The organism is Flavimobilis rhizosphaerae, from assembly GCF_014852685.1.
Lineage (GTDB): Bacteria > Actinomycetota > Actinomycetes > Actinomycetales > Cellulomonadaceae > Flavimobilis > Flavimobilis rhizosphaerae.
The window spans coordinates 475,639-496,550 of sequence record NZ_JACZDF010000002.1 but is presented as its reverse complement, the minus strand read 5'-3'; the positions used below and the strand labels follow the sequence as shown (position 1 = coordinate 496,550).

The 20,912-nt window shown below is 71.7% G+C and carries 14 protein-coding genes; 7 read left to right on the top strand and 7 right to left on the bottom strand.

Annotation, left to right across the window (positions count from 1 at the left end):
* Positions 1 to 8 precede the first annotated feature (8 nt).
* Positions 9 to 1,301 (top strand): DUF58 domain-containing protein, encoded by a 1,293-nt coding sequence (locus tag IGS67_RS05530; protein WP_192278637.1) that lies wholly within the window; start codon positions 9 to 11, stop codon positions 1,299 to 1,301.
* A 348-nt stretch (positions 1,302 to 1,649) separates the two neighbouring features.
* Here the strand turns inward: IGS67_RS05530 and IGS67_RS05525 are convergent, their stop codons facing one another.
* Positions 1,650 to 2,636, bottom strand: a complete 987-nt coding sequence (locus IGS67_RS05525; RefSeq protein WP_192278635.1) for a stage II sporulation protein M — start codon at positions 2,634 to 2,636, stop codon at positions 1,650 to 1,652.
* Between the two features lie 57 nt (positions 2,637 to 2,693).
* Here IGS67_RS05525 and IGS67_RS05520 point away from each other — a divergent pair, with 57 nt between their 5' ends.
* Positions 2,694 to 3,503 carry an RDD family protein gene (locus IGS67_RS05520; RefSeq protein ID WP_192278633.1) on the top strand — a complete coding sequence of 270 codons (810 nt, stop codon included), beginning with the start codon at positions 2,694 to 2,696 and terminating at the stop codon, positions 3,501 to 3,503.
* Between the two features lie 66 nt (positions 3,504 to 3,569).
* Here the strand turns inward: IGS67_RS05520 and ahcY are convergent, their stop codons facing one another.
* Positions 3,570 to 5,054 carry an adenosylhomocysteinase gene (gene ahcY / locus IGS67_RS05515; RefSeq protein ID WP_192278631.1) on the bottom strand — a complete coding sequence of 495 codons (1,485 nt, stop codon included), beginning with the start codon at positions 5,052 to 5,054 and terminating at the stop codon, positions 3,570 to 3,572.
* A gap of 166 nt (positions 5,055 to 5,220) precedes the next feature.
* Between ahcY and IGS67_RS05510 the strand changes: the two genes are divergently transcribed.
* Together IGS67_RS05510 and IGS67_RS05505 are read left to right on the top strand one after the other, a co-directional pair.
* Positions 5,221 to 7,497 (top strand): SpoIID/LytB domain-containing protein, encoded by a 2,277-nt coding sequence (locus IGS67_RS05510; RefSeq protein WP_192278629.1) that lies wholly within the window; start codon positions 5,221 to 5,223, stop codon positions 7,495 to 7,497.
* A gap of 172 nt (positions 7,498 to 7,669) precedes the next feature.
* Positions 7,670 to 9,298, top strand: a complete 1,629-nt coding sequence (locus IGS67_RS05505; protein WP_192278627.1) for an endonuclease/exonuclease/phosphatase family protein — start codon at positions 7,670 to 7,672, stop codon at positions 9,296 to 9,298.
* A 27-nt stretch (positions 9,299 to 9,325) separates the two neighbouring features.
* On the opposite strand, the gene IGS67_RS05500 is transcribed toward IGS67_RS05505, so the two are convergent.
* Together IGS67_RS05500 and IGS67_RS05495 are read right to left on the bottom strand one after the other, a co-directional pair.
* Positions 9,326 to 10,612: a polysaccharide pyruvyl transferase family protein gene (locus IGS67_RS05500; protein ID WP_192278625.1), complete on the bottom strand. Its 1,287-nt coding sequence runs from the start codon at positions 10,610 to 10,612 to the stop codon at positions 9,326 to 9,328.
* Positions 10,613 to 10,726: 114 nt separating this feature from the next.
* Positions 10,727 to 12,013, bottom strand: a complete 1,287-nt coding sequence (locus IGS67_RS05495) for a polysaccharide pyruvyl transferase family protein (RefSeq protein ID WP_192278623.1) — start codon at positions 12,011 to 12,013, stop codon at positions 10,727 to 10,729.
* Positions 12,014 to 12,144: 131 nt separating this feature from the next.
* Between IGS67_RS05495 and IGS67_RS05490 the strand changes: the two genes are divergently transcribed.
* Genes IGS67_RS05490 through IGS67_RS14315 form a run of 3 tightly spaced genes read left to right on the top strand, consistent with a single transcriptional unit; the run spans position 12,145 to position 17,376 of the window.
* Complete coding sequence (locus tag IGS67_RS05490) at positions 12,145 to 14,100, top strand: hypothetical protein (protein ID WP_192278621.1); 1,956 nt, start codon at positions 12,145 to 12,147, stop codon at positions 14,098 to 14,100.
* Between the two features lie 54 nt (positions 14,101 to 14,154).
* A complete protein-coding gene (locus IGS67_RS14320; protein ID WP_192278619.1) occupies positions 14,155 to 15,597 on the top strand; it encodes an SDR family NAD(P)-dependent oxidoreductase in 1,443 nt (480 codons plus the stop codon).
* 3 nt (positions 15,598 to 15,600) lie between these two features.
* Positions 15,601 to 17,376 (top strand): CDP-glycerol glycerophosphotransferase family protein, encoded by a 1,776-nt coding sequence (locus IGS67_RS14315; RefSeq protein ID WP_192278617.1) that lies wholly within the window; start codon positions 15,601 to 15,603, stop codon positions 17,374 to 17,376.
* A 23-nt stretch (positions 17,377 to 17,399) separates the two neighbouring features.
* Here IGS67_RS14315 and IGS67_RS05475 read toward each other — a convergent pair whose 3' ends face one another.
* The 3 genes from IGS67_RS05475 to IGS67_RS05465 are packed head-to-tail and all read right to left on the bottom strand — an operon-like array spanning position 17,400 to position 20,850.
* Positions 17,400 to 19,091 (bottom strand): CDP-glycerol glycerophosphotransferase family protein, encoded by a 1,692-nt coding sequence (locus IGS67_RS05475; protein ID WP_192278615.1) that lies wholly within the window; start codon positions 19,089 to 19,091, stop codon positions 17,400 to 17,402.
* A 3-nt stretch (positions 19,092 to 19,094) separates the two neighbouring features.
* Positions 19,095 to 19,946, bottom strand: coding sequence for an ABC transporter ATP-binding protein (locus IGS67_RS05470; protein ID WP_328741647.1), 852 nt, complete (start codon positions 19,944 to 19,946; stop codon positions 19,095 to 19,097).
* On the bottom strand, positions 19,939 to 20,850 hold the full coding sequence (locus tag IGS67_RS05465) for an ABC transporter permease (protein WP_328741645.1): 912 nt from the start codon (positions 20,848 to 20,850) through the stop codon (positions 19,939 to 19,941). The genes IGS67_RS05470 and IGS67_RS05465 overlap by 8 nt, the downstream gene beginning before the upstream one ends.
* Between the last annotated feature and the right edge of the window lie 62 nt (positions 20,851 to 20,912).

Here is a 20,912-nt window from a genome sequence, read left to right as displayed (position 1 = left end):
GAGGCCTCGTGGTCGTGACCGGTCGCGCCGTCGCCCTCCTCGGGCTCGGCGCACTGCCCGTGATCCTGCGCCCCGAGGTCGCGACGGTCCTCGCGTGGGTCGTCCTCGTCGTCCTCATCTGGGTGCTCGACGTCGCCCTCGCGGCGTCGCCGCACCGCCTCACGGTCGCCCGCACGGTGCCCGCGTCGGTGCGCCTCGAGGAACCGACGACGTCGACCGTCGTCCTCACGAACGTGTCGGGGCGTCGCGCGCGCGGACGGCTCCGCGACGCGTGGCCGCCGTCGGCGGGCGCCGCAGCGCCGGTCCACGAGTTCGACGTCCGCGCGGGCGAGGGTGCCCGGATGCGCACGACGCTTGTGCCGCAGCGCCGGGGCGACCGCACGGCAGCAGGCGTGACGGTGCGGACGTACGGTCCGTTGCGCGTCGGCGGGCGTCAGGTGACGCTCGACGTCCCGGCGACCCTGCGCGTCCTGCCGCCCTTCCGCTCTCGCCGTCACCTGCCGTCACGGCTCGCGCGACTGCGCGAGATGGACGGACGCTCGGCCGTCCAGGTGCGTGGCGAGGGCACGGAGTTCGACTCCCTGCGCGAGTACGTCATCGGCGACGACGTCCGGTCGATCGACTGGCGGGCGACGGCGCGCCGCGGCGACGTCGTCGTGCGCACGTGGCGTCCCGAGCGTGACCGCCGGGTGCTCATCGTCCTCGACACGTCACGAACGTCGGCCGCACGCATCGGCGACGAGCCACGTCTCGACGCGGGTATCGAGGCGTCGCTGCTGCTCTCGGCGCTCGCGTCACGCGCGGGCGACCGTGTCGAGCTGCTCGCGTTCGACCGGCGTGCGCGTGCACGTGTCGCGGGTGCGTCCGGCGCAAGGCTCATGCCCGCGCTCGCGGAGGCGCTCGCGCCCGTCGAGCCTCAGCTCGTCGAGACGGACTGGCCCGCGCTCGTCACGGCCGTCCGAGAGCGGCTCAGCCAGCGCGCGCTCGTGGTCCTCCTCACGACGACGGACCCGGCGGCCGTCGAGGCGGGGCTCCTGCCCGTCGTCGACGGGCTCGTGCGTGACCACCTCGTCGTCGTCGCGTCCGTGCGGGACCCGGAGATCGACGAGCTGCGTCGCACCCGTTCCGACGTCGAGGGGCTCTACGACGCCGCGGCCGCCGAGCGCGGCGAGCTCGAGCGGACGTCCGTCGCGACCGTGCTGCGGCGTCGCGGCGTCGAGGTGCTGCACGCACCGCCCGACGAGCTCGCGCCCGCGCTCGCCGACCTCTACCTCGCGCTGAAGTCCGCGGGACGTCTCTGAACCGTCCCCCGGGCCGGCCCGGCGGGCTGCCGCGGCGTGCGGGCACGGCGGGCTGGCGCGACGTGGGCAGGGCTCGTGGCCCGGCACGCGCGCAGACCGCGCACACGGCCCGCGTGCGCTCACCCGTGACGGCGTCTGCGAGAATCGACGCCATGAGTGCGCCCCAGCAGACTGACCGTGAACGCCGCCACCGCAGGGTGGCCCTCATCGTCGTGGGTGCGATGGTCGCGAGCGTCGCGGTACCGGCGCTCGCGATCCTCGCGTTCTGAACCGTCCCCGGCGGCGCGGGCCCGACACTGTGCGGTCGCGCGCCGTGACGGGCCGCGCGAGCTCAGGCGGGTTGCGCGCTCACGCGTAGAGCTGGACGCCGCCCGCGCGGTCCTCGTCGAGGTCGCCCGTCTCGCCCGCCCGCACCGCTCGGCGGCCGTACACCGTCACCCAGGTCCAGAACGCCGCGAGCACGACCGCGCCGATGGCGATCTTCAACCACCACGGCAGCGTCGACCCCGTCACCCAGCCCTCGACGATTCCGGACACCGCGAGCGCCACCGCGAGCGTCACGACGATCGTGAACGTCGCACGGCCCTCCTGGGCCAGAGCGACACCGCGCGGGCGCCGGCCCGGATCGACGATCGTCCAGAACAGCCGCAGGCCAGCCGCTCCCGCGACGAAGATCGCGGTGAGCTCGAGCAGCCCGTGGGGCGTGATGAGCGCGAAGAAGATGTCGAGGCGGCCGTGCTCGGCCATGAGTCCGCCCATCGCCCCGACGTTGACCGCGTTGTTCGCGAGGACGTAGAACGGCCACACGCCCGTGATGCCGAGGGCGATGCACTGGGCCGCGATCCACGCGTTGTTCGTCCACACGGTGAGGGCGAAGTCGAGGCCCGGGTCGTAGTACTGCGCGAAGGCCTCGTCGACGTAGTGCTGCTGCTCCTCGGGCGAGCCGAGCAGCGCGAGGATCGTGGGGTCGTTGACGGCGGCGACGCCGGCGACGACCGCGACGAGCACGCATGCGGCGGTGACCCCGTGGACCCACCAGCGGATGCGGTAGACGGCTGCGGGGGCGCTCACGGTCGCGAAGCGGACGACGTCGGACCAGCGTGGGTCGTGCGCGCCCGCGAGCGCGTTGCGCGCGCGGGAGACGAGCACCGAGAGCCGCTGCACGAGCCCCGGGTCGGGCGCGCTCGACCGCACGACGGACAGGTGCGTCGCGACCGATTGGTAGAGGCGCACGAGCTCGTCGGCCTCCGCGCCGCTGAGCCTCCGGCGACGCGTGAGCTCGGCGAGCCGCTGCCACTCGGGCTCGTGCGTGAGTCGGAAGGCGTCGAGGTCCACGACCGCTACCCTAGCGGGAGCGGCTCGGACGGCGAGCGCAGCATCCAGGGAGGTCATGTGCGCGACGGCATCGTCACCGGGGAGGGCGTCGTCGTCGATGCGCGGCCCGCCGCGTTCCTCACGCGGGGCCTCGCACTCCTCCTCGACCTCGTCCTCCTCACGGTCGTCATACTCCTCGGCGTGTGGATGATGTCGGGGGTCTCGCTGCCGACCGGGTATGAGGGGCCGATCACCATCGCGCTGCTCGTCACGGTCATGGTCGTCATCCCCACGACGATCGAGACGCTCACGCGTGGTCTCTCGCTCGGCAAGCTCGCGCTCGGGATCCGGGTCGTACGCATGGACGGCGGGCCCATCACGGTGCGTCACGCGTTCATCCGCGCGCTCGTCGCCGTCGGCGAGACGTACCTGACGTCGGGGGCCCTCGCGCTCACCGTCTCCCTCCTCAACGAGAAGGGACGCCGGCTCGGGGACCTCCTCGCGGGGACGTACGTCGTGCGCGACCGTGGTCGCAGCACGGTCGACGTCACGCTCGTCATGCCGCCGCAGCTCGCGGCGTGGGCGCGGACCGCGGACATGCGCAGGCTGCCCGACAGTCTCGCGCTCGCCGCGCGTCAGATGCTCTCTCGCGCGGACCGGCTCGCGCCCGCCGCACGCGAGCGTCTGGGCCGGTCTCTCGCGGCGGAGACCGAGCAGTTCGTCGCGCCCGGTCCGCCTCCGGGCACGCATCCGGAGGCGTTCCTCATGGCGGTCCTCACCGAGCGCCGCGAGCGCGAGTGGGCGTCGGCCCAGCGCACGCGCGACGCGGCGCTCGAGCAGGCCTCGATGATCCACCGGCTCCCGTACGGGGTTCCGGACCCGTCCTGAGCAGGCGCCCCCGCGCACGACGACGGGCCGCGCGCACCTGGGTGCGCGCGGCCCGTCGTCGTCGTCTCAGTAGCGGTAGTGCTCGGGCTTGTAGGGACCCTCGACGGGGACGCCGATGTAGTCGGCCTGAGCGGGGCTGAGCTCCGTGAGGCGGACACCGAGCGCGTCGAGGTGGAGGCGCGCGACCTTCTCGTCGAGCACCTTGGGCAGGCGGTGGACGTCGGTCGCGTAGGCGTCGGGCGTGCCGGCCTTCGTGAAGATCTCGACCTGAGCGATCGTCTGGTTGGCGAACGAGTTCGACATGACGAACGACGGGTGACCCGTCGCGTTGCCGAGGTTGAGGAGGCGACCCTCGGAGAGCACGATGATCGAGCGGCCGTCGGGGAACGTCCATTCGTGGACCTGCGGCTTGATCTCGGTGCGCGTGACGCCCGGAACCTTGGCGAGGCCGGCCATGTCGATCTCGTTGTCGAAGTGACCGATGTTGCCGACGACGGCCTTGTTCTTCATGCGCGTCATGTGGTCGGCGGTGATGACGCCGAAGTTGCCGGTCGTCGTGATGAAGAAGTCGGCCTCGCCGAGGACGTCCTCGATGCGTGCGACCTGGAAGCCGTCCATCGCGGCCTGGAGCGCGCAGATGGGGTCGACCTCGGAGACGATGACGCGGGCGCCCTGGCCGCGGAAGGCCTCGGCTGCGCCCTTGCCGACGTCGCCGTAGCCGGCGACGAACGCAACCTTGCCGCCCATGAGAACGTCGGTCGCGCGGTTGATGCCGTCGGGCAGCGAGTGGCGGATCCCGTACTTGTTGTCAAACTTCGACTTCGTCACGGAGTCGTTGACGTTGATCGCGGGGAAGAGGAGCTCGCCCGTCTCCGCGAGCTGGTAGAGGCGGTGGACGCCCGTCGTCGTCTCCTCGGTGACGCCGAGGATTCCGGGGGCGATGCGGGTCCAGCGCGTCGGGTCGGCGGCGAGGCCGCGGCGCAGGACGGCGCGGACGACGTTCATCTCCTCGGAGTGGTCCGTGTCGCCGTCGGCCGTGTCGGCCTCGACCGCGCCAGCCTTCTCGGCGGCGAGGCCGAGGTGGACGAGCATCGTCGCGTCACCGCCGTCGTCGAGGATCATGTTCGGACCCTCGAGACCGCCGTCGGCCGTGGGCCACAGCATGATCTGCTCGGTGCAGTCCCAGTACTCCTCGAGGGACTCACCCTTCCACGCGAAGACGGGCACGCCAGCGGGGGCCTCGGGGGTTCCGTTGCCGACGGCGATCGCGGCGGCGGCCTCGTCCTGCGTCGAGAAGATATTGCACGACGCCCAGCGAACCTCGGCGCCGAGCGCCGTGAGGGTCTCGATGAGGACGGCCGTCTGGACGGTCATGTGGAGCGATCCGGCGATGCGCGCACCACGCAGCGGCTGCGCGTCGGCGTACTCGGCGCGGAGCGCCATGAGCCCGGGCATCTCGTGCTCGGCGAGACGGATCTGGTGGCGGCCGGCCTCGGCGAGGGCGAGCGAACGCACCTTGTACTGGCCGGGCACCTCGTCGAACGAGGACATGGGGCTCCCTGGGTCGGGCGGAGGAGGACGTCGTCAGGATATCCCGCGGCGCACTGCCCGGGACGTGGCCCTGGGCACGTCCGCACGGGACGAGAGTGAAGTGTGAGGCGTGCGGGGACGCACGCCGGGGCTTTATTCGCGGGCGGCGCTGAGGCAGACTGTCGCCATGCACGCCCCTGCACGCCCTCGCCCGCGCCACCGCCGACGCCGCGCGTGGACCGCGCCGCTCCTCGCGCTCGTCCTCGCCGTCCCGACGCTCGCCGCCGTCGCGGCGCCCGAGGCGTCGGCCGCGTCGGGCACCGTGACGATCTCCTCGTCCGTGAGTCGCTCGACGATCACCCGGGGCACGAAGGTCACCGTGCGCGGCGACTACCGCCAGGGGGGCACGGCAGTGACGTGCTGCTCCCTGCGTCTCCAGCAGCGCACGACGGGGTCGTGGCGCACCGTGGCGACGCTCAAGCCCGCGCAGGGCAAAGTGAGCCGCACCGTGACGCCGAAGGTGACGACGAGCTACCGCTTCATCACGACGAGCGGCAAGACCGTTTCTCCCGTCCGCACCGTCAAGGTACGCGCCGCCACGGCCGCGAGCGCGAAGGTGACGCTGTCCTCGTCGGTGAGCGCCTCGAAGGTCAAGCCCGGCACGAAGGTGACCGTCACCGGCTACTACCGGCAGGGAACGAAGCCGATCTCCCGCTACTCGGTGCGCCTCCAGCAGCGCACGACAGGCTCCTGGACGACCGTCCGGACGGTCCGCCCGTCGTCGAAGGGCAAGCTCACGACCAAGGTGTCGCCGACCCGCACGACGCAGTACCGGTGGACGACGACCTCCGGCAAGACGGTCTCACCGACCCGCAAGGTCACGGTCTCGAAGGTCGCGAGCGGCGTCACCGTCTCCTCGAAGGCCTCCGCGTCGCGTATCACCGCCGGGACGTCCGTGACGCTCACGAGCCGCTACCGCTCGAACGGCGCACCGGTCACCTGCTGCTACCTCCGCGTCCAGGCGTCGACGACCGGCAGCTGGAAGACGCTGCGCACGCTGCCGCCGTCGAGCACGGGCAACTACACGTACCGCGTGACGCCGACCGCGACGACGAGCTACCGCTTCATCACGACGAGCGGCAAGACGGTCTCGCCCGTCCGCAAGGTCACCGTCACACCCCGCACGAACGTTCCCGAGCAGAAGCCCGAGGCGCCGAAGCCCGAGCCCAAGCCCGACCCCGAGACGTCCGCGCCACCGAGCGCGACCGCGCCCGACGCGTTCACGATCGCGGGCAAGGGGTTCGGTCACGGCCTCGGCATGTCGCAGTTCGGCGCGTACGGCATGGCGACGGCCGGCCGCACGTCGACGCAGATCCTCGAGCACTACTTCACGGGCACGAGCGTCGCCAACCGCACGCTGCCGGAGGACGTCGCCGTCCAGGTCATCGCGAAGAGCGACCCGGACACGCTGACGTTCACGATCGACAGCGGTATGTGGCGCATCCGGACGGCCAAGGGCACGACGGCGCGCGACAAGATCCCCTCGGGAACGACCGGCACGCTGAAGATCGTCGGCGGCAAGCCCGTCGTCGTCGTCGGCGGGACGACGTACCCCAAGGCGTCCGAGCGGGGTGCGACGCTGCGCCTGCACTGGTCCGGCACCGAGTACTACCAGAGCACGGGAACCCCTGCGGTCGCCCGGCTCCTGCGCGAGTCGGGCAGCGCCGCGACGCACGGCACCTACCGCCACGGCCGGTTCACCGTCACCGTCATCGACGGTCACCTCAACGTCGTCAACGAGCTGCGCTTCGCCGACGAGTACCTCTACGGTCTCGGCGAGATGCCGTCGTCGTGGCCCCAGGCCGCGCTCGAGGCGCAGGCGATCGCGGGACGCAGCTACGCGTTCGGCAAGGTCGCTGCGCCGCGTCGCGCCGCGTGCAACTGCAACGTCGTCGACTCGACGTCCGACCAGTTCTTCACGGGCTGGACCAAGGAGAACGAGGGGACGAACGGCTACTACGGCAAGCGCTGGCAGGCCGCGGTCGACGCCGTGACGAGCGGCACCAAGGGCCGCGTCGTCCTCCACGACGGGGGTGTCGCGACGACGTACTACTCGTCGTCGACCGGGGGACGCACCGCGAACTCCGAGGAGGTGTGGTTCGAGAAGATCCCCTACATCCGGTCGGTCGACGACCCGTGGAGCCAGCAGGCCCCTGGCGACCTCAGGAAGACCAACCGCGTGTGGACGAGCACGCTCACGCAGGCACAGGCCGCATCGATCTTCGGGCTCACGGACATCGCCCGGATCGAGGTCACCGAGACGTGGGCGAGCGGCCAGGCCAAGACCTTGCGGGCGACGTCGGTCGACGGGCGCACCGTGGATCGCTCCGAGCAGGGCGACCGGTTCCGGACGCTCCTCGGGCTGCCTGGCGGCTGGATCGACAAGGTGACCCCCGGGCAGTGAGGCGCCTCACCCCGTGCGTCGAGGGGTGAACATACCCGGAGATCAGGTGAGCGCTCTTGTCTTCGTGAGCATTCTCTCCGCGTCAAGGTCTTGATTCTCACGGTCGGTCTCGCCCTACGATGGCCGCGCCCGCGGAACCCCCGCGGCACCGCAGCCCTGGGGAGCCCACCGCATGACCGCACCGCTCGACCGCCGCCGACCGCCCGCAGTCCTCGTGGCGCTCGGCCTCGCGCTCGCCGGCATCCTCCCCGTCGCCGCCGCGACGGCCGCTGACGCCGCACCGGTCGCCGCGGCCTCGACGCGGATCGCCGCGCCCCAGGCAGCACGCCCCGTCGTCACCGTCGTCCCCGGCGACCGGCGCTTCGCGCTCTCCTGGAGCCGCGTGAGCGGCGCCAAGCGCTACACCATCGAGTGGTCGACGTCGAAGAAGTTCACGAAGAAGACGACGAAACGGGCGACGACCTCGTCCCGCACCCGCACCCTCACGAAGCTCAAGCTGCGCACCGACTACTGGGTCCGCGTCCGCGCCGTGACGAGCACGGGCACCGTGACGAGCAAGGCCGTCAAGACCCGCGTCGACACCCGTGCCGTCGGCCGCGTGCCGATCACCGTGAAGCCCGCGGGCACGCACAAGGTCAAGGTCTCCTGGGGCCGGCTCCCCCGCGGCACGAGCGTCTCGCTCAACGCGTCGTGGCACTACTCCCACCTCACGACGAAGGGCAAGCACTTCACGGTGACGGGCATCCGTCCGACCGAGACGTCACGCGTCGTCACCGTCCCGTCGTCGTTCCGCAAGTACGTCGGCTCGTCGACCGGCAACCCGCTCTACGTCCAGGCCACGTACCGCAACGGACCCAAGAAGAGCACCTCGCGCTTCGGCTACTCCCGCACGGGCTCGAGCCCGACGGGAGCCCAGGGCGCGAACCCGCTCCGCGTCGCGACGTACAACATCGGCTCGATCGCGGCGACGAAGAACACCTCCCGTCCCTGGGAGAAGCGACGCTCCGCCGTCGTCAACGCCATCAAGCGCGCCGATGCCGACGTCATCGCGGTCCAGGAGGCGACGACCGCCAAGGAGGCGGACACGGGCAGACGTCAGATCGAGGGGCTCGTCAGCAAACTCGGCGGTGACTACCGGCTCGCCTACTCAGCCAGCTCGATCGGCAACGTCGACGGCTGGGCCACCAAGGGCGCGCACCTCATCGTCCGCAAGGATCGCGTCAAGGTCCTCTCCTCCGGACTCACGTCGATCAACGAGATCATCAGCAAGGAGCACCGGCTCGACAAGAACCGGTTCTTCGCGTGGGCGCACGTCGAGGACCGCACGACGAAGCAGCGCACCTGGGTCGCGTCCCTCCACCTCGAGAACGACAAGCTCGGCAGCGCGAAGCAGCGCCGCGCGGCCGCCCTCGCGATCGACGACCTCCTCACGCGCAAGCGCGGCTCGGCCAGCGAGCCGATCATCCTCATGGGCGACCTCAACTCCGACGTCGTCCGGCACACGTCAGGCCCGACGACCGCCCTCGTCGAGCGTGGCTACGTCGACACGCTCTCGGGCCCCCGTGCCACGGGAAGCCGCTGGAGCACGTCGAACAACCAGAACGGCGCGAAGGACGGCGGCTACCCCGACAAGCCGTTCCGCTACGCCTACGCACCGACGCGCATCGACTACGTGTTCGTCAAGGACGCCGCCGGCGTCCGCCAGCACACGAACCAGGTGATCCTCACGGGCGGGAAGTTCGACGCCCGATACCGCGGCTCGGACCACAACCTCCAGCACGCGGACATCGTCCTGGGCTGACGGGTGCCGGCCCGGTCCCGGCACCCGTCAGCGGCGCCCGAACCGGCGGGCCAGGACGCGACGCGCCCTGCGCGCCTGCACCCCGGCACGTGTGCGCGCCGGCCGGACGAACGACGTCGTCCGCGCCCGTGCGATGCTCGCGTCGAAGGCCGACGCGTCCTCGCCGTCGTCGTGCACCGTCCTCAGCCCGTTGCGATGGAGGAACGCGAGGTACGCGTGGAAGCGGTCCGGGAAGAGCTCGTGGAACCGCGTCATGTCCGTGCGCTCCGCAAGCTCCGCGACCGACGGCACGCTCGTGAGGTCCTCGATCCGCGTGTGCGGGATGCCGTGCAGCTCCGCGAGCTCGCGCGTCCGGCTGTCGTGGACGAGCAGGTGCGACGGCGTGCCGCCCAGCAGCCCGGCGATCGTGCCGTGCAGCCGGTAGCCGACGAGAAGGTCCTGCCGACCGGCCCAGTCGATCCACCCCCACGGGCTCGGGAAGTACACGAGCCGTCGCGTGCGGAACAGGTCGTCGACGACCTCAGGCCGCGCTCCGCCCTGGGGTTCCTTGCCCGCGACGACCCACCGCGCGCTCCGTGAGTCCTGCACGGGGACGAGAAGTCGCGGATGCTCGCGCAGGGCACGCTCCGCGAACGCCGTCGCGCCGTCGACCCGGAAGTCCGCCCCGAACCCGACGTGCGAGCGCCGACCGATCGTGCCAGCGACCTCTCGCACCCGGTGGTGCGGCCCCCACATGAAGAGCGACGGGCACCCGATGACGTCGACCCGCCCCGGGTCGACGCCGAGGGAGACGAGGTACGTGCGGGTGAGCTCGCCGCGGACCCCGATCGACTCGGACCGGGCGAGCACCGCGTCGACGAAACGTCGGACGACGGCATTGTGCCGTGCGGCCTCGGCTGCGGCCGCAACCTTCTCCGACCCGGTGCGTCCCATCCGGATGTCAGCCGGGTGGTCCGCTGCGTCAGCCGTCGTCTGCGCGCCGATGCCGACGACGGTCACCGGGATGTCGAGCTGCTCGATGATCGCGGCGTACCTCTCGAGGTACGAGGAGAAGCCGATCCGGAAGGCGTTGGACATCGGGAGGACGAGATGGTCGTACCGCGACGAGACCTTGGCCGCCCATGCTGCCGGGTCGTCGAGCAGGTGGGCCTTGAAGGCTCCTGCACGCACGGTCGCGGCCCGCGTCGAGAGCGTACGGTGCACCGCGTGCGCGTAGAGGAGGTTGCCCGTGTTGCCGCCGACCGCGAAGGTCGACGCGTACGGCTCGAGGACCCGCGCAGGGTCCTGGGCGCCGCGTAGGAGGATCCGCGTCATACGCGGCTCCCCGCCGGCCAGAGTCGACGGGGAACGGTACATGACAGGGCAGCGAACATCTCTCGACGCTAGACGCTGGGCGGCACCACCGCGACCGCTGGGGGGTGCAGGGCCCTACCCTCGGAAACGCGCCAACCGTCGACGTACCTTCTGGAGGAACGTCACGCTGGGACGGACCGGGCCGACGCGGCGGCCGCGCGCGATCGCAGCGTCGAACGCTGTCGCGTCCCGCCCCTCGTCGAAGACGGTCTCGAGCCCGTTGCGCCGCAGGAAGTCGAGGTACGTTGCGAACCGCTCCGGCTGCAGCGCGTGAAACCTCTCGTAGTCGGTCCGCGCCGCGAGCTCCGCGACGTCCGGCACGCCGTCGAGGACGTCGATCCGCGTCGACGGGATCGCGTGGTACTCGGCCAGCTCGAGCGTCCGCGAGTCGTGGACGAGGAGATGGGCGGGCGTCCCGCCGAGGATCCCCGCCACGTTCCCGTGGAGCCGCGTCCCGACGACGAGGTCCTCCCGACCGAGCGTGTCGATCCATCCCCACGGGTTGGGGTGGAAGAGCATGCGCCGCTCCCGGTAGAGCGGGTGTCCCGTGTGGATCGGCAGCCGGACGTCGTGGCGCGTCATGTCGAACTCGTCGACGCCGTGGACGACCGCGCACATCGAACGGAAGTCCTGGACCGCGACCGTGAGGCCCGGGTACCGGGCGGCGTTGTGCTCGACGAGGTCGGCGACGCCGTCGACCCGGTGGTCGATGTTGAGCGAGATGCGTGCGTCAGGGAGCAGCGGGAGCTGCGGCTGCCGCACGCGCAGGTCGGGACCCCACGTGAAGAGCGAGGGGCACCCGATGACGTCGACCCGCTGCGGATCGACGCCGAGCCCTACGAGGTAGCGGCGCGTGAGATCGCCGCGCACACCGATCGACGCGGAGCGCTCGAGGACCGCGTCGACGAACCGCCGCACGACCGCGTCGTGGCGCGAGGCGCCCCGCGCCCCGGGAAGCCGTGCCGACCCCGTGCGTCCCATGACGAGCGGTCCGTCGCCGTCGATCGCCTCGAGGGTCGTCTGCGCGCCGACGCCGACGACAGTCACGGGGATGTCGAGCAGCTCGACCGCGGCGGCGAGCCGCTCGAGGTCGTCCGTGAACGACGCCCGGAACGCGTTCGACATCGGGATGACGAAGCGGTCGTAGCGCGAGCTGACGTCCGCCGCCCAGGCGCGCGGGTCGTCGAGCTCCTCCAGGTCGAACGCCCCGGCGACGACCTCGGTGCCCGCGACCGAGAGCGCTCGGTGCACCGCGTGCGCGTAGAGGAGGTTGCCGGCGTTCCCGCCCATCCGGCGCAGCGACTCGGCTGCGGGGAGCACCGCCGCGGGATCCTGGGCGCTGCGGAGGAGGATACGTGCCATGGAGAACCTCTCGGACGTGCGGGGCATACCGACGGGCCCGCCGCGCGTGAAACAATGCCACGTCGCCCGATCCCGGGCGGCGACCGGCCGCTCGCGCGGTTCGCTCGACCCGAAGTCTAGGGCTGGTACCCATGTCGTCGCTCCCCCGCGCCTCAGCGTCCACGCTGCTGGGGCCGTTTGCCCTCGTCGCCGTCGTGCTCGGGCTCTTCCTCGGTGCGGTGTCGACCGTGCTGGGCCTCCCCCTCGTCGTCACCGCGGTCGCGCTCACGTGCTCCGCCGTCGCGGAGCCCTGGCTCGCCGGCCCCGCTCGCGCCTTCATGCGCCGCGCGTCGTTCGGCCACTCCGTGCGGCTCGCCGGACGCGCCGCGCTCGTCGCGCTCGCCGTGAGCCGCGAAGCTCCTGACCTCACCGGGGCCGCGACCGCGGCCGCCGTGTGCCTCGTCACCGTGAGGGTCGTCGACAACCTTGCGGGAGCGGTCCTCCGGTCACGGCGGACGACCGCGGTCGCGACCCGCAACGTCGGCGACCTCCCGGGCACGCGCCTTCCGGTGCCCGCAGCCGTGCTGCTGCCGCTCACGACGCGCGCCGCGGCCATCGAGCCCTTCGTCGTCGTGGGCCTCGCGCTCACGGTCGTCACGCCCACCTGGCTGACGCTCTCCGCGGTCGCCGTCGCCGCCTACGCAGCGCTCGCGCTCGCCACGGGCCTCGTCGCGCTGCGCCTCGGCAGGTCGGGCACGGCCGCCGTCCTCCTCCCCCAGGTCGCTGCGGCGCTCGACGCGCTCGCCCCCGACGTCGCGCTCTACCTCAGCGGCGACGCCGCGTCGGTCTACCAGGCGGACATGTGGCTCGCGACGCTCGAGCGCACCGCACCACGCACCGTCGTCGTCCTGCGCGAGCGGAGCGTCATGGAACGCCTCGCACCGACGTCCCTGCCCGTCGTGTGCGTCCCCGACGCGACGACGCTCATGGCGCTCGGCCTGCCCACGGTCCGCGCCGCCCTCTACCCGGCGAACGTCGGCAAGAACATCCACCTCCTGCGCGAGCCGCACATCCTCTCCGTGTTCGTCGGCCACGGCGACAGCGACAAGAACGCGTCGTTCAACCCGTTCACACGGGTCTACGACGAGGTCTGGGTCGCAGGTCCCGCAGGGCGCGAACGCTACCGGCGCGCACAGGTCGGCGTCGTCGACACGGACGTCCGCGAGGTCGGTCGGCCGCAGGCGGCCGGGCTCGCCGCCCTGCCGGTGCGCAGCGGCGCGGAGATCCCGACGCTCCTCTACGCGCCGACGTGGGAGGGCTGGAACGAGGAGCAGGACTACGGGTCGGTCGCGCACCTCGGCGTGCGGCTCGTCGAGCACCTCCTCGCGTCCGACGCCCCGGTCCGGATCGTCTACCGGCCCCACCCCTTCACGGGCCGTCGTCGACCCGAGGTGCGTGCCGCGCACGTCCGGATCATCGAGCTGCTCGACGCCGCGAACGCGCGCGCGGGCCGTCCGGCGCCGCCCCTGCCCCCGCTCATCGACGAACCTGCCGACGCGGCGAGCCGCGAGGCCGCGGTGCAGGCGCGCGACGCCGCGTGGTTCGCGTCGTCGCCCGCGGCGCACCTCGTCGTCGCCCCGCGCACGGGCGTGAGCATGGACGCCTGCATGACCGTCGCCGACGTGCTCGTCACGGACGTCTCGTCGGTGCTGTCCGACTGGCTCGCGACCGGCCGTCCCTTCGGGCTCGCGGTCCCCGCCCGCCTGGCGGTCGACGATCTCGTGCGTCTGGCCCCGACGGCCTCGGGGGGCACGCTGCTCCTCGCCGACGGGACGGGGCTCGACGAGATCCGCGACCTCGCCCTCGGCCGCACCGACGACGCCCGGGCCGACGAGCGGCTCCGCCTCCGCACCCACCTGCTCGGTCCGTCGCCCGCCACGGCGGACGTCACGTTCGCCGCCGCGGTGCGCGACATCGTCGCGCGGTCCGAGGAACGGCTCGCGCGCCTCGGGACCACGGACACCCCGTCGTCCGCAGCCGGGGCAGTCACCTCGCACGACGCCCTGGTCCCTTCCGACGACGCGGCCGACGGGGGCGCAGGCCGGTAGCATGGACCGGCGGCGTCCCGCAGGGCGCCCGAAGCAAAACGAAGGAGTCGTCCTGTGCGCACGGTCGGAGTGGTTCTCGCCGGAGGCGTCGGTGCTCGTCTCGGGCTCAAGGTGCCCAAGCAGATGGTGAAGATCGCCGGCAAGACGATCCTCGAGCACACGGTGAGCGCCCTCGACGCGAGCCCCGAGATCGACGAGCTCGTCGTCATGATCACTCCCGGCTGGTCCGAGCACGTCGCGACGCTCCTCGGCAGCCGCTACGGCAAGCTCACGCGGATCCTCGAGGGCGGCGCGACGCGCAACGAGACGACGCGCCGCGTCCTCGACGCCCTCGGCGAGGAGGAGTGCAAGGTCGTCCTCCACGACGCAGTGCGCCCTCTGCTCGACGAGCGGGTCATCAAGGACTGCGTCGACGCGCTCGACTCCTACGGCGCCGTCGACGTCGTCATCCCGTCGGCCGACACGATCGTCGAGGTCGACGCGCACGACGTCATCTCCTCGATCCCCGACCGCAACCGACTGCGCCGGGGCCAGACGCCCCAGGCCTTCAAGCTCTCGGTCCTGCGCGCCGCCTACGCCAAGGCGCTCGACGACCCGTACTTCGCGGCGACCGACGACTGCGGCGTCGTGCTCAAGTACCTGCCCGAGGTCCCCATCAAGACCGTCGCGGGGGCCGAGCACAACATCAAGGTCACGCACCCCGTCGACCTCTTCATCGCCGACAAGCTCTTCCAGCTCGCGTCGCAGGGGCCGAGCCACCTCACGGCCGCCGAGCGCTCAGAGCTCCTGCGCGACCGGACGATCGTCATCCTCGGCGGCTCCTACGGGATCGGCGCGGAGATCGCCCGCATCGCCGAGGCCGCAGGTGCGAACGTCGTCGCCCACGGGCGGTCGACGACCGGCCTCCACGTCGAGGACTACGAGTCCATCGCGACCGCGTTCGCGCAGACCAAGGCCGAGCACGGCAAGATCGACGCCGTCGTCCTCACCGCGGGAGTCCTGCGCATCGGCCGCCTCGCCGAGACGACCGAGGAGCAGATCGCCGAAACGATCGGCGTCAACTACCTCGCCCCCGTCCACGTCGCCAAGGCTGCCTACCCGTATCTCGCCGAGACGAGCGGCCACCTGCTCTACTTCACGTCGTCGTCCTACACGCGCGGCCGCGAGAACTACGCGCTGTACTCCTCGACCAAGGCCGCGGTCGTCAACCTCACGCAGGCGCTTTCGGAGGAGTGGGCCGGCGTCGGCATCAAGGTCAACGTCGTCAACCCCGAGCGCACCGCGACACCCATGCGCACGCAGGCGTTCGGCGAGGAGGCCCCGGGTTCGCTCCTCTCCGCCGAGGCGGTCGCGGAGTCCTCTCTCGACGTCCTCGTCTCCGACGCGACAGGCCTCGTCATCGACGTGCGTCGCGAGCAGGCACAGGACCGCGGCGAGGCCATCGCGAGCGCGCTCGACGAGACCGAGGCCGAGCTCTCCGAGAACACCACCGCCTGATCCGTGGACGCCGCGGACGCCGTCGACGACGAACCGCTCGCGTGGGGCAGGCACCTTCCCGCGCGCGTGCGTCAGCTCTACACGCTCGGGGCGCGGCCACTGCTCGTCTCGGGCGTCGCCCTCATCGCATGGGCGTTTGCGGCCGCCACACCTCCAGTCGAGGTTATCGGCGCCCTCACGGTTCCGCTCGCCCTCGCCCTCGTCCTCCAGCGGCGGCTCATCGGGCGGACGCCAGGGGGACGCCACGGGCGCTTCGTCCTCGCGGACGGCACGGCTGTCGGCACGTTCGTCGTGCCGCGCCTCGTCGTGCTCGCCGCCCTCGTCCCCACGTCACGCGGCGACGTGCCGCGCATGGCGACGCTCGCCGTCCTCGCAGCGGCGCTCCTCGCCGAGCCGGTCCTGCGCACGCTGCTGCGCCGCGCCGTCCCGTACGCGTTCAACGTCCCGGCGGGCTACGGCCCCGTCCGCAACTGGCCGCTCCTCGACCCGACGCTCGCGTGGCTCGCATGGCTGATCGCCGCTGTGTGCGCGATCCTCGGCCAGGTCACGGGCCGCGGCGAGGTCGTCGGTCTCGTCGCAGCGTTCCTGACGCTCGGCCTCGTCGCCACGCTCGGGGTCGACGCGTTCCGCCGGACCACCGCCCGCCAACGGTTCGAGCGGCGGATCCCGGAGCTCCTCACCGAGGTCGCCCCCGCGATGCTCCTTCACTGGGAGTCCATACCAGGGACGGGCTACCAGGTACGCATGTGGCTGCCGTACCTCGACCGTGTCGGCGCTCCCTACGTCATCGTGCTGCGGGATCCGCTCAACATCCCGGACATCTGCCAGGCCGCGACCGTGCCGATCATCGTGCGCCCCGCGCTTGAGCAGCTCGACGAGGTCGCGGCCACCCCGTCCCTCCGCGTCGCGCTCTACGTCAACACCGCGACGAAGAACCAGCACCTCGTGCGCTACTCGAACCTCACGCACGTCCAGCTCAACCACGGGGACTCGGACAAGGCGCCGAGCCACAACCCGGCGTTCCGCCTCTACGACCGCAACTACGTCGCCGGGCAGGCGGCGATCGACCGGTTCGCTGCCAACGCAGTGCGCGTCCAGGACGACTTCTTCCGCATCGTCGGGCGGCCGCAGGTCGAGGGCGTCCTCCCCGCGCCCGACGTCGACCGCACGCCGACGACCGTCCTCTACGCCCCGACGTGGCGCGGCTTCTACATCGACTCCGACTACACGTCGCTGCGCGTCGGCGCCGACCTCGTCCGTGAGCTTCTCGAACGCGGTGTGCGCGTCGTGTTCCGGCCCCACCCGTTCGCACGGAACGACAGCCGTCTCGCGCAGTGCTGCGACGCGATCATCGAGCTGCTCACGGAGGACAGCGCCACGACGGGCGTCGACCACGTCCACGGGCCGCGCGCCGAGGACGTCGACCTCGTCGAGTGCTTCAACCTCGCCGACATCATGCTCTCGGACATCTCGAGCGTCCTCGGGGACTTCCTCTACTCCGAGAAGCCCTACGTGCTGCTCGCGACCCAGCAGACGGCCGACGACCTCCGCGTCGACGTGCCGCTCGCCGAGGGCGGGTACGTCGTCCGTGCGGTCGACGGCACGACGGCCCGGACCGATCTCGCCGCGGTGCTCGACCTCGCCCTCGGGCCCGACCCCGCGCGCACCCGACGGGAGGAGCTGCGCCGCCACTACCTCGGCGACCTGCCGCGCGACGGCTACGCGGACCGCTTCGTCGCGGTGATGCGCGACGAGCTCGGGCTCCCACCCACGTCCTGAGCCGCGCGACGCACGGCCACGGGTCAGCGCTCGCGCCGCACGACCTCACGCGCGGCGTCAAGGAAAAGCCCGACGTAGTCGTCGCGCTCGACGTCGCCGAGGTACGCCGTGCGCAGGCGCAGCCTGTCGGTCCGGAGCGGATCGGGGCCGAGGAGGTCGTCGAGCGCGGCACCGAGCCCGGTGAGCTCCTCGTCGATGACGTACGCGCCCTCCGCGACCGGGTTGGCGGCGACGAAGTCCTCGGTCGTCGTGCCGACGGCGACGAGCGCGAACGGCTTGCCGGAGAAGAGGAAGTCCGGGACGACGCTCGAGACGTCGGACACCATCGCATCCGCCGCGTTGAAGCAGTCGACGACGGACATCTGCTGGGCCGCAACCTCGCCGAAGAGGTGCGCGCGACAAGTCGCGGCGGCGTCCGTCGCGAGCAGCTGCTCGATCTCCCTGCACGCGGCGGCGAGGCTGCGGGACCGCCACGCGTGCGGGTGCGGGCGGAACACGACGGTCGTTCCGCGCCGCAGCAGCTCGCGGACGATGTCCGGCCCCTGGAGGAGCGAGGAGTAGTTCGAGTCCGCCATGAACCCGGCCCACGTGGGCGCGTAGAGCACCGTGAGCGGTGCGTCCGCGGGCCGCGCCGCGGCCGGCGCGACGTCGGCGACCTGGGGACGTCCGACGATCCGGAAGAAGTCCTCGCGCGTCGTCACGCCGTTCGCCGCATAGCGGTCGACCGCCGCCTGCCCTGCGACGAAGTTGAGGTCGTACATCCGCATGACCGGGTTGAAGCTCGGTGCCTTGTCGGAGTCCCCATGGTTGAGCTGCACGTGCGTGAGCTCGGTGAACCGCACGAAATGGCAGTTGCGGATCGAGTTGTTGACGTAGAAGGCGGTCGTGAGGCTCGGGACGAGGACGTCGTCGAGGCCGTCCATCGCGCGCACGACGACGACGGGCCTGTCGGTGAGCGCCGCGACGGCCTCGAGGTTGCGCGGGTGCCGGAGCACGACGACGAAGGGCTCGCCGATCTGCTCGAGGTACGGCAGCCACATGCTGATCTGGTACGTCGTCTCGAGCCCGGCCTCCCAGTAGAGGACGAAGCGCGGCGCGTACTCCTCGAGCCCGCCACGCAGCCCCTGCTCGGCCTGCAGCCGGTCGCGTCGCGCGAGGAGCGCCCAGACACCAGCGCCGACGAGAGCAGCGAGCGCGAGGGACATGAGGCCGAGCGCGGGGACCATGCTGGTGCCGAGAGCCGCCAGGACGAGCGCGACGACCATCGCAAGCACCGACCCAGGTGCGACGAGGTGCACGGTGCGCGGGGTACGCGCGAGTGCAGCCCATGGAGCATTCGCTGCCGCGGGCTCCCACGCCGCCTCGGCACGTCCGAGCACCGTCTCGGCCAGCACCCCGAGGACGAGAGCCCCGGCCACGACGAAACCGAGGGCATCGGGGTTCGTGACCGCGACGAGCACCGCGCCCAAGGAGCGCGACACCGCGAAGCTGCCGAGACCGAAGCGGCTCGGCCGGGGTGTCGCGTCAGGCCGCCGGAGCGCGCGCCGCACCGCGCCGACCGGACGGAGGAGCGCGAGGACGGCGACACCCGCCGCGATCATCACCCAGAGTCCGCCCTCGACCGCGCCGACGACGAGCAGCGCGCCGAGCGCGGCGGCCGCGTTGACGAGGACCGCGACGTTGCCGAGGGCGATCGCGCCGATCTTGCGGAGCATGGGTCAGCCCTTCGCGGGCCCGGACCGGGCCCTCGTGTGCTCGTGGTAGGCCGCGGTGACGTCCTCGGCCGGGCCGTCCATCCGGACGAGCCCCTTGTCGATCCAGATCGCACGCGTGCACATCGCCTTGATGGAGGCGAGCGAGTGCGAGACGACGAACACCGTGCCCGCCTGCCGGCGGATCTCGTCGACGCGCTGGCGGCTACGCTCCCGGAACGCTGCGTCGCCGGTCGCGAGCGCCTCGTCGATCATGAGGACGTCGGGCACCGCGGCCGTCGAGATCGCGAAGCGGAGCCGCGCCGCCATGCCCGCCGAGTACGTCGTCATGGGGAGGTGCACGAAGTCGCCGATGTCGGCGAACTCGACGATCTCGTCGAACCGCTCCTCGACCTCGTCCTTCGTGAGGCCGAGGGCGAGCCCGCCGATCATGATGTTGCGCGCGCCCGTGAGCTTGCGTACGAGGACCGCGCTCACGCCGAGCAGCGACGGGATGCCTGCGACGTACACGGAACCCTGGGACGGTTGGATGAGGCCGGCAAGCGCCTGGAGCGTCGTCGACTTGCCCGAGCCGTTGGTCCCGACAATGCCGATCGACTCGCCGTGACGCGCGACGAACGACACGCCACGGACGGCGTGGATCTCCGTGACGCCGCCCGTGCTCCCGAGAGAACGGCCGACGAGCTTGCGCATCCTGCCCTGCGGAGCAGCCTCGACGGCCTTGCGCCTCGTGCCGAGGATCCGGTACGTCACGTGAAGGTCGTCGACGACGACCGACGGATCGCCGAGCACTACCTCGCCGTCCGTCATCGGGGTGAGGTCGTCCGCGTCGACCTCGACGTCGAACTCGTCAGTCACGTCCGTACCTCGCCTCGTCGCGCCAGAAGATCACAAAGCCCACGACGAGCGTCACGACGGCCCACGCGAGCCCGACGAGCCAGAGCTCGCCCGACAGCTGCGCGGAGGGTTCGTCGAGCATCGCCTGACGTGCAAGGTTGAGGTACACGGCGACGGGCTGGTAGTTCATGATCGTCGCGAGCACGCCGCCGCCCGCGAGGTAGTGATCGATGCTGAAGATCACGCCCGACGCATACATGCCGATCCGCAGGACGAACGGCAGGAAGTTCAGCACGTCCGGCCAGCGTGCACCGAGCCGCGCGAGGACGAAGCCCGCTCCCGTGCTGAACATGAAGAGCAGGAGCACCGCAGGCACGATGAGGAGCCATCGCCAGTTCGGCGTCGAGTCGAGATGGAGCATCCAGCGGTCGGAGACGAGGACGAAGCCGGCCATGACGGCGAGCGCCGGCAGGAGCATCGCGAGCTCGGCGAGCACGGAGGAGATCGGCAGGACCGCCCGCGGGAAGTGCAGCGACCGCACGAGGTTGAGGTTGCGCGGGATCGCACGCGCGGCGCCGGTGACGGAATCCTGGAAGAACTTGTACATGAACGTCCCGACGACGATGAAGCCGATGACGTTGGTCATCCCGTCGCGGGTCTTGAGCAGGAGGCCGAAGATGAGCACGTAGACCGCGGCGTTGAGCGTCGGGTTGAGGATGTCCCAGACACGTCCGAGGTACGTGTTCTGGTTCTCGGCCTCAGCCCTCGAACGCGCGAGGACGAGCATGAAGTCGCGGCGCGTCCACAGCGAGCGCACGTACTCACGCAGCCCGGGTCGCACACCCATCTGGTGCAGCCCGTACCGCTCCGCGATCTCGGCAGGTGTCATCCCCGCCGTCGCGTCGTTCGTCGCGTCTGTCGTCACGCGTCCATCCCTACAGGTCCCGTCCGTCCGGTTGTCCGACGTTGCATTGTGTCAGCCTCCTC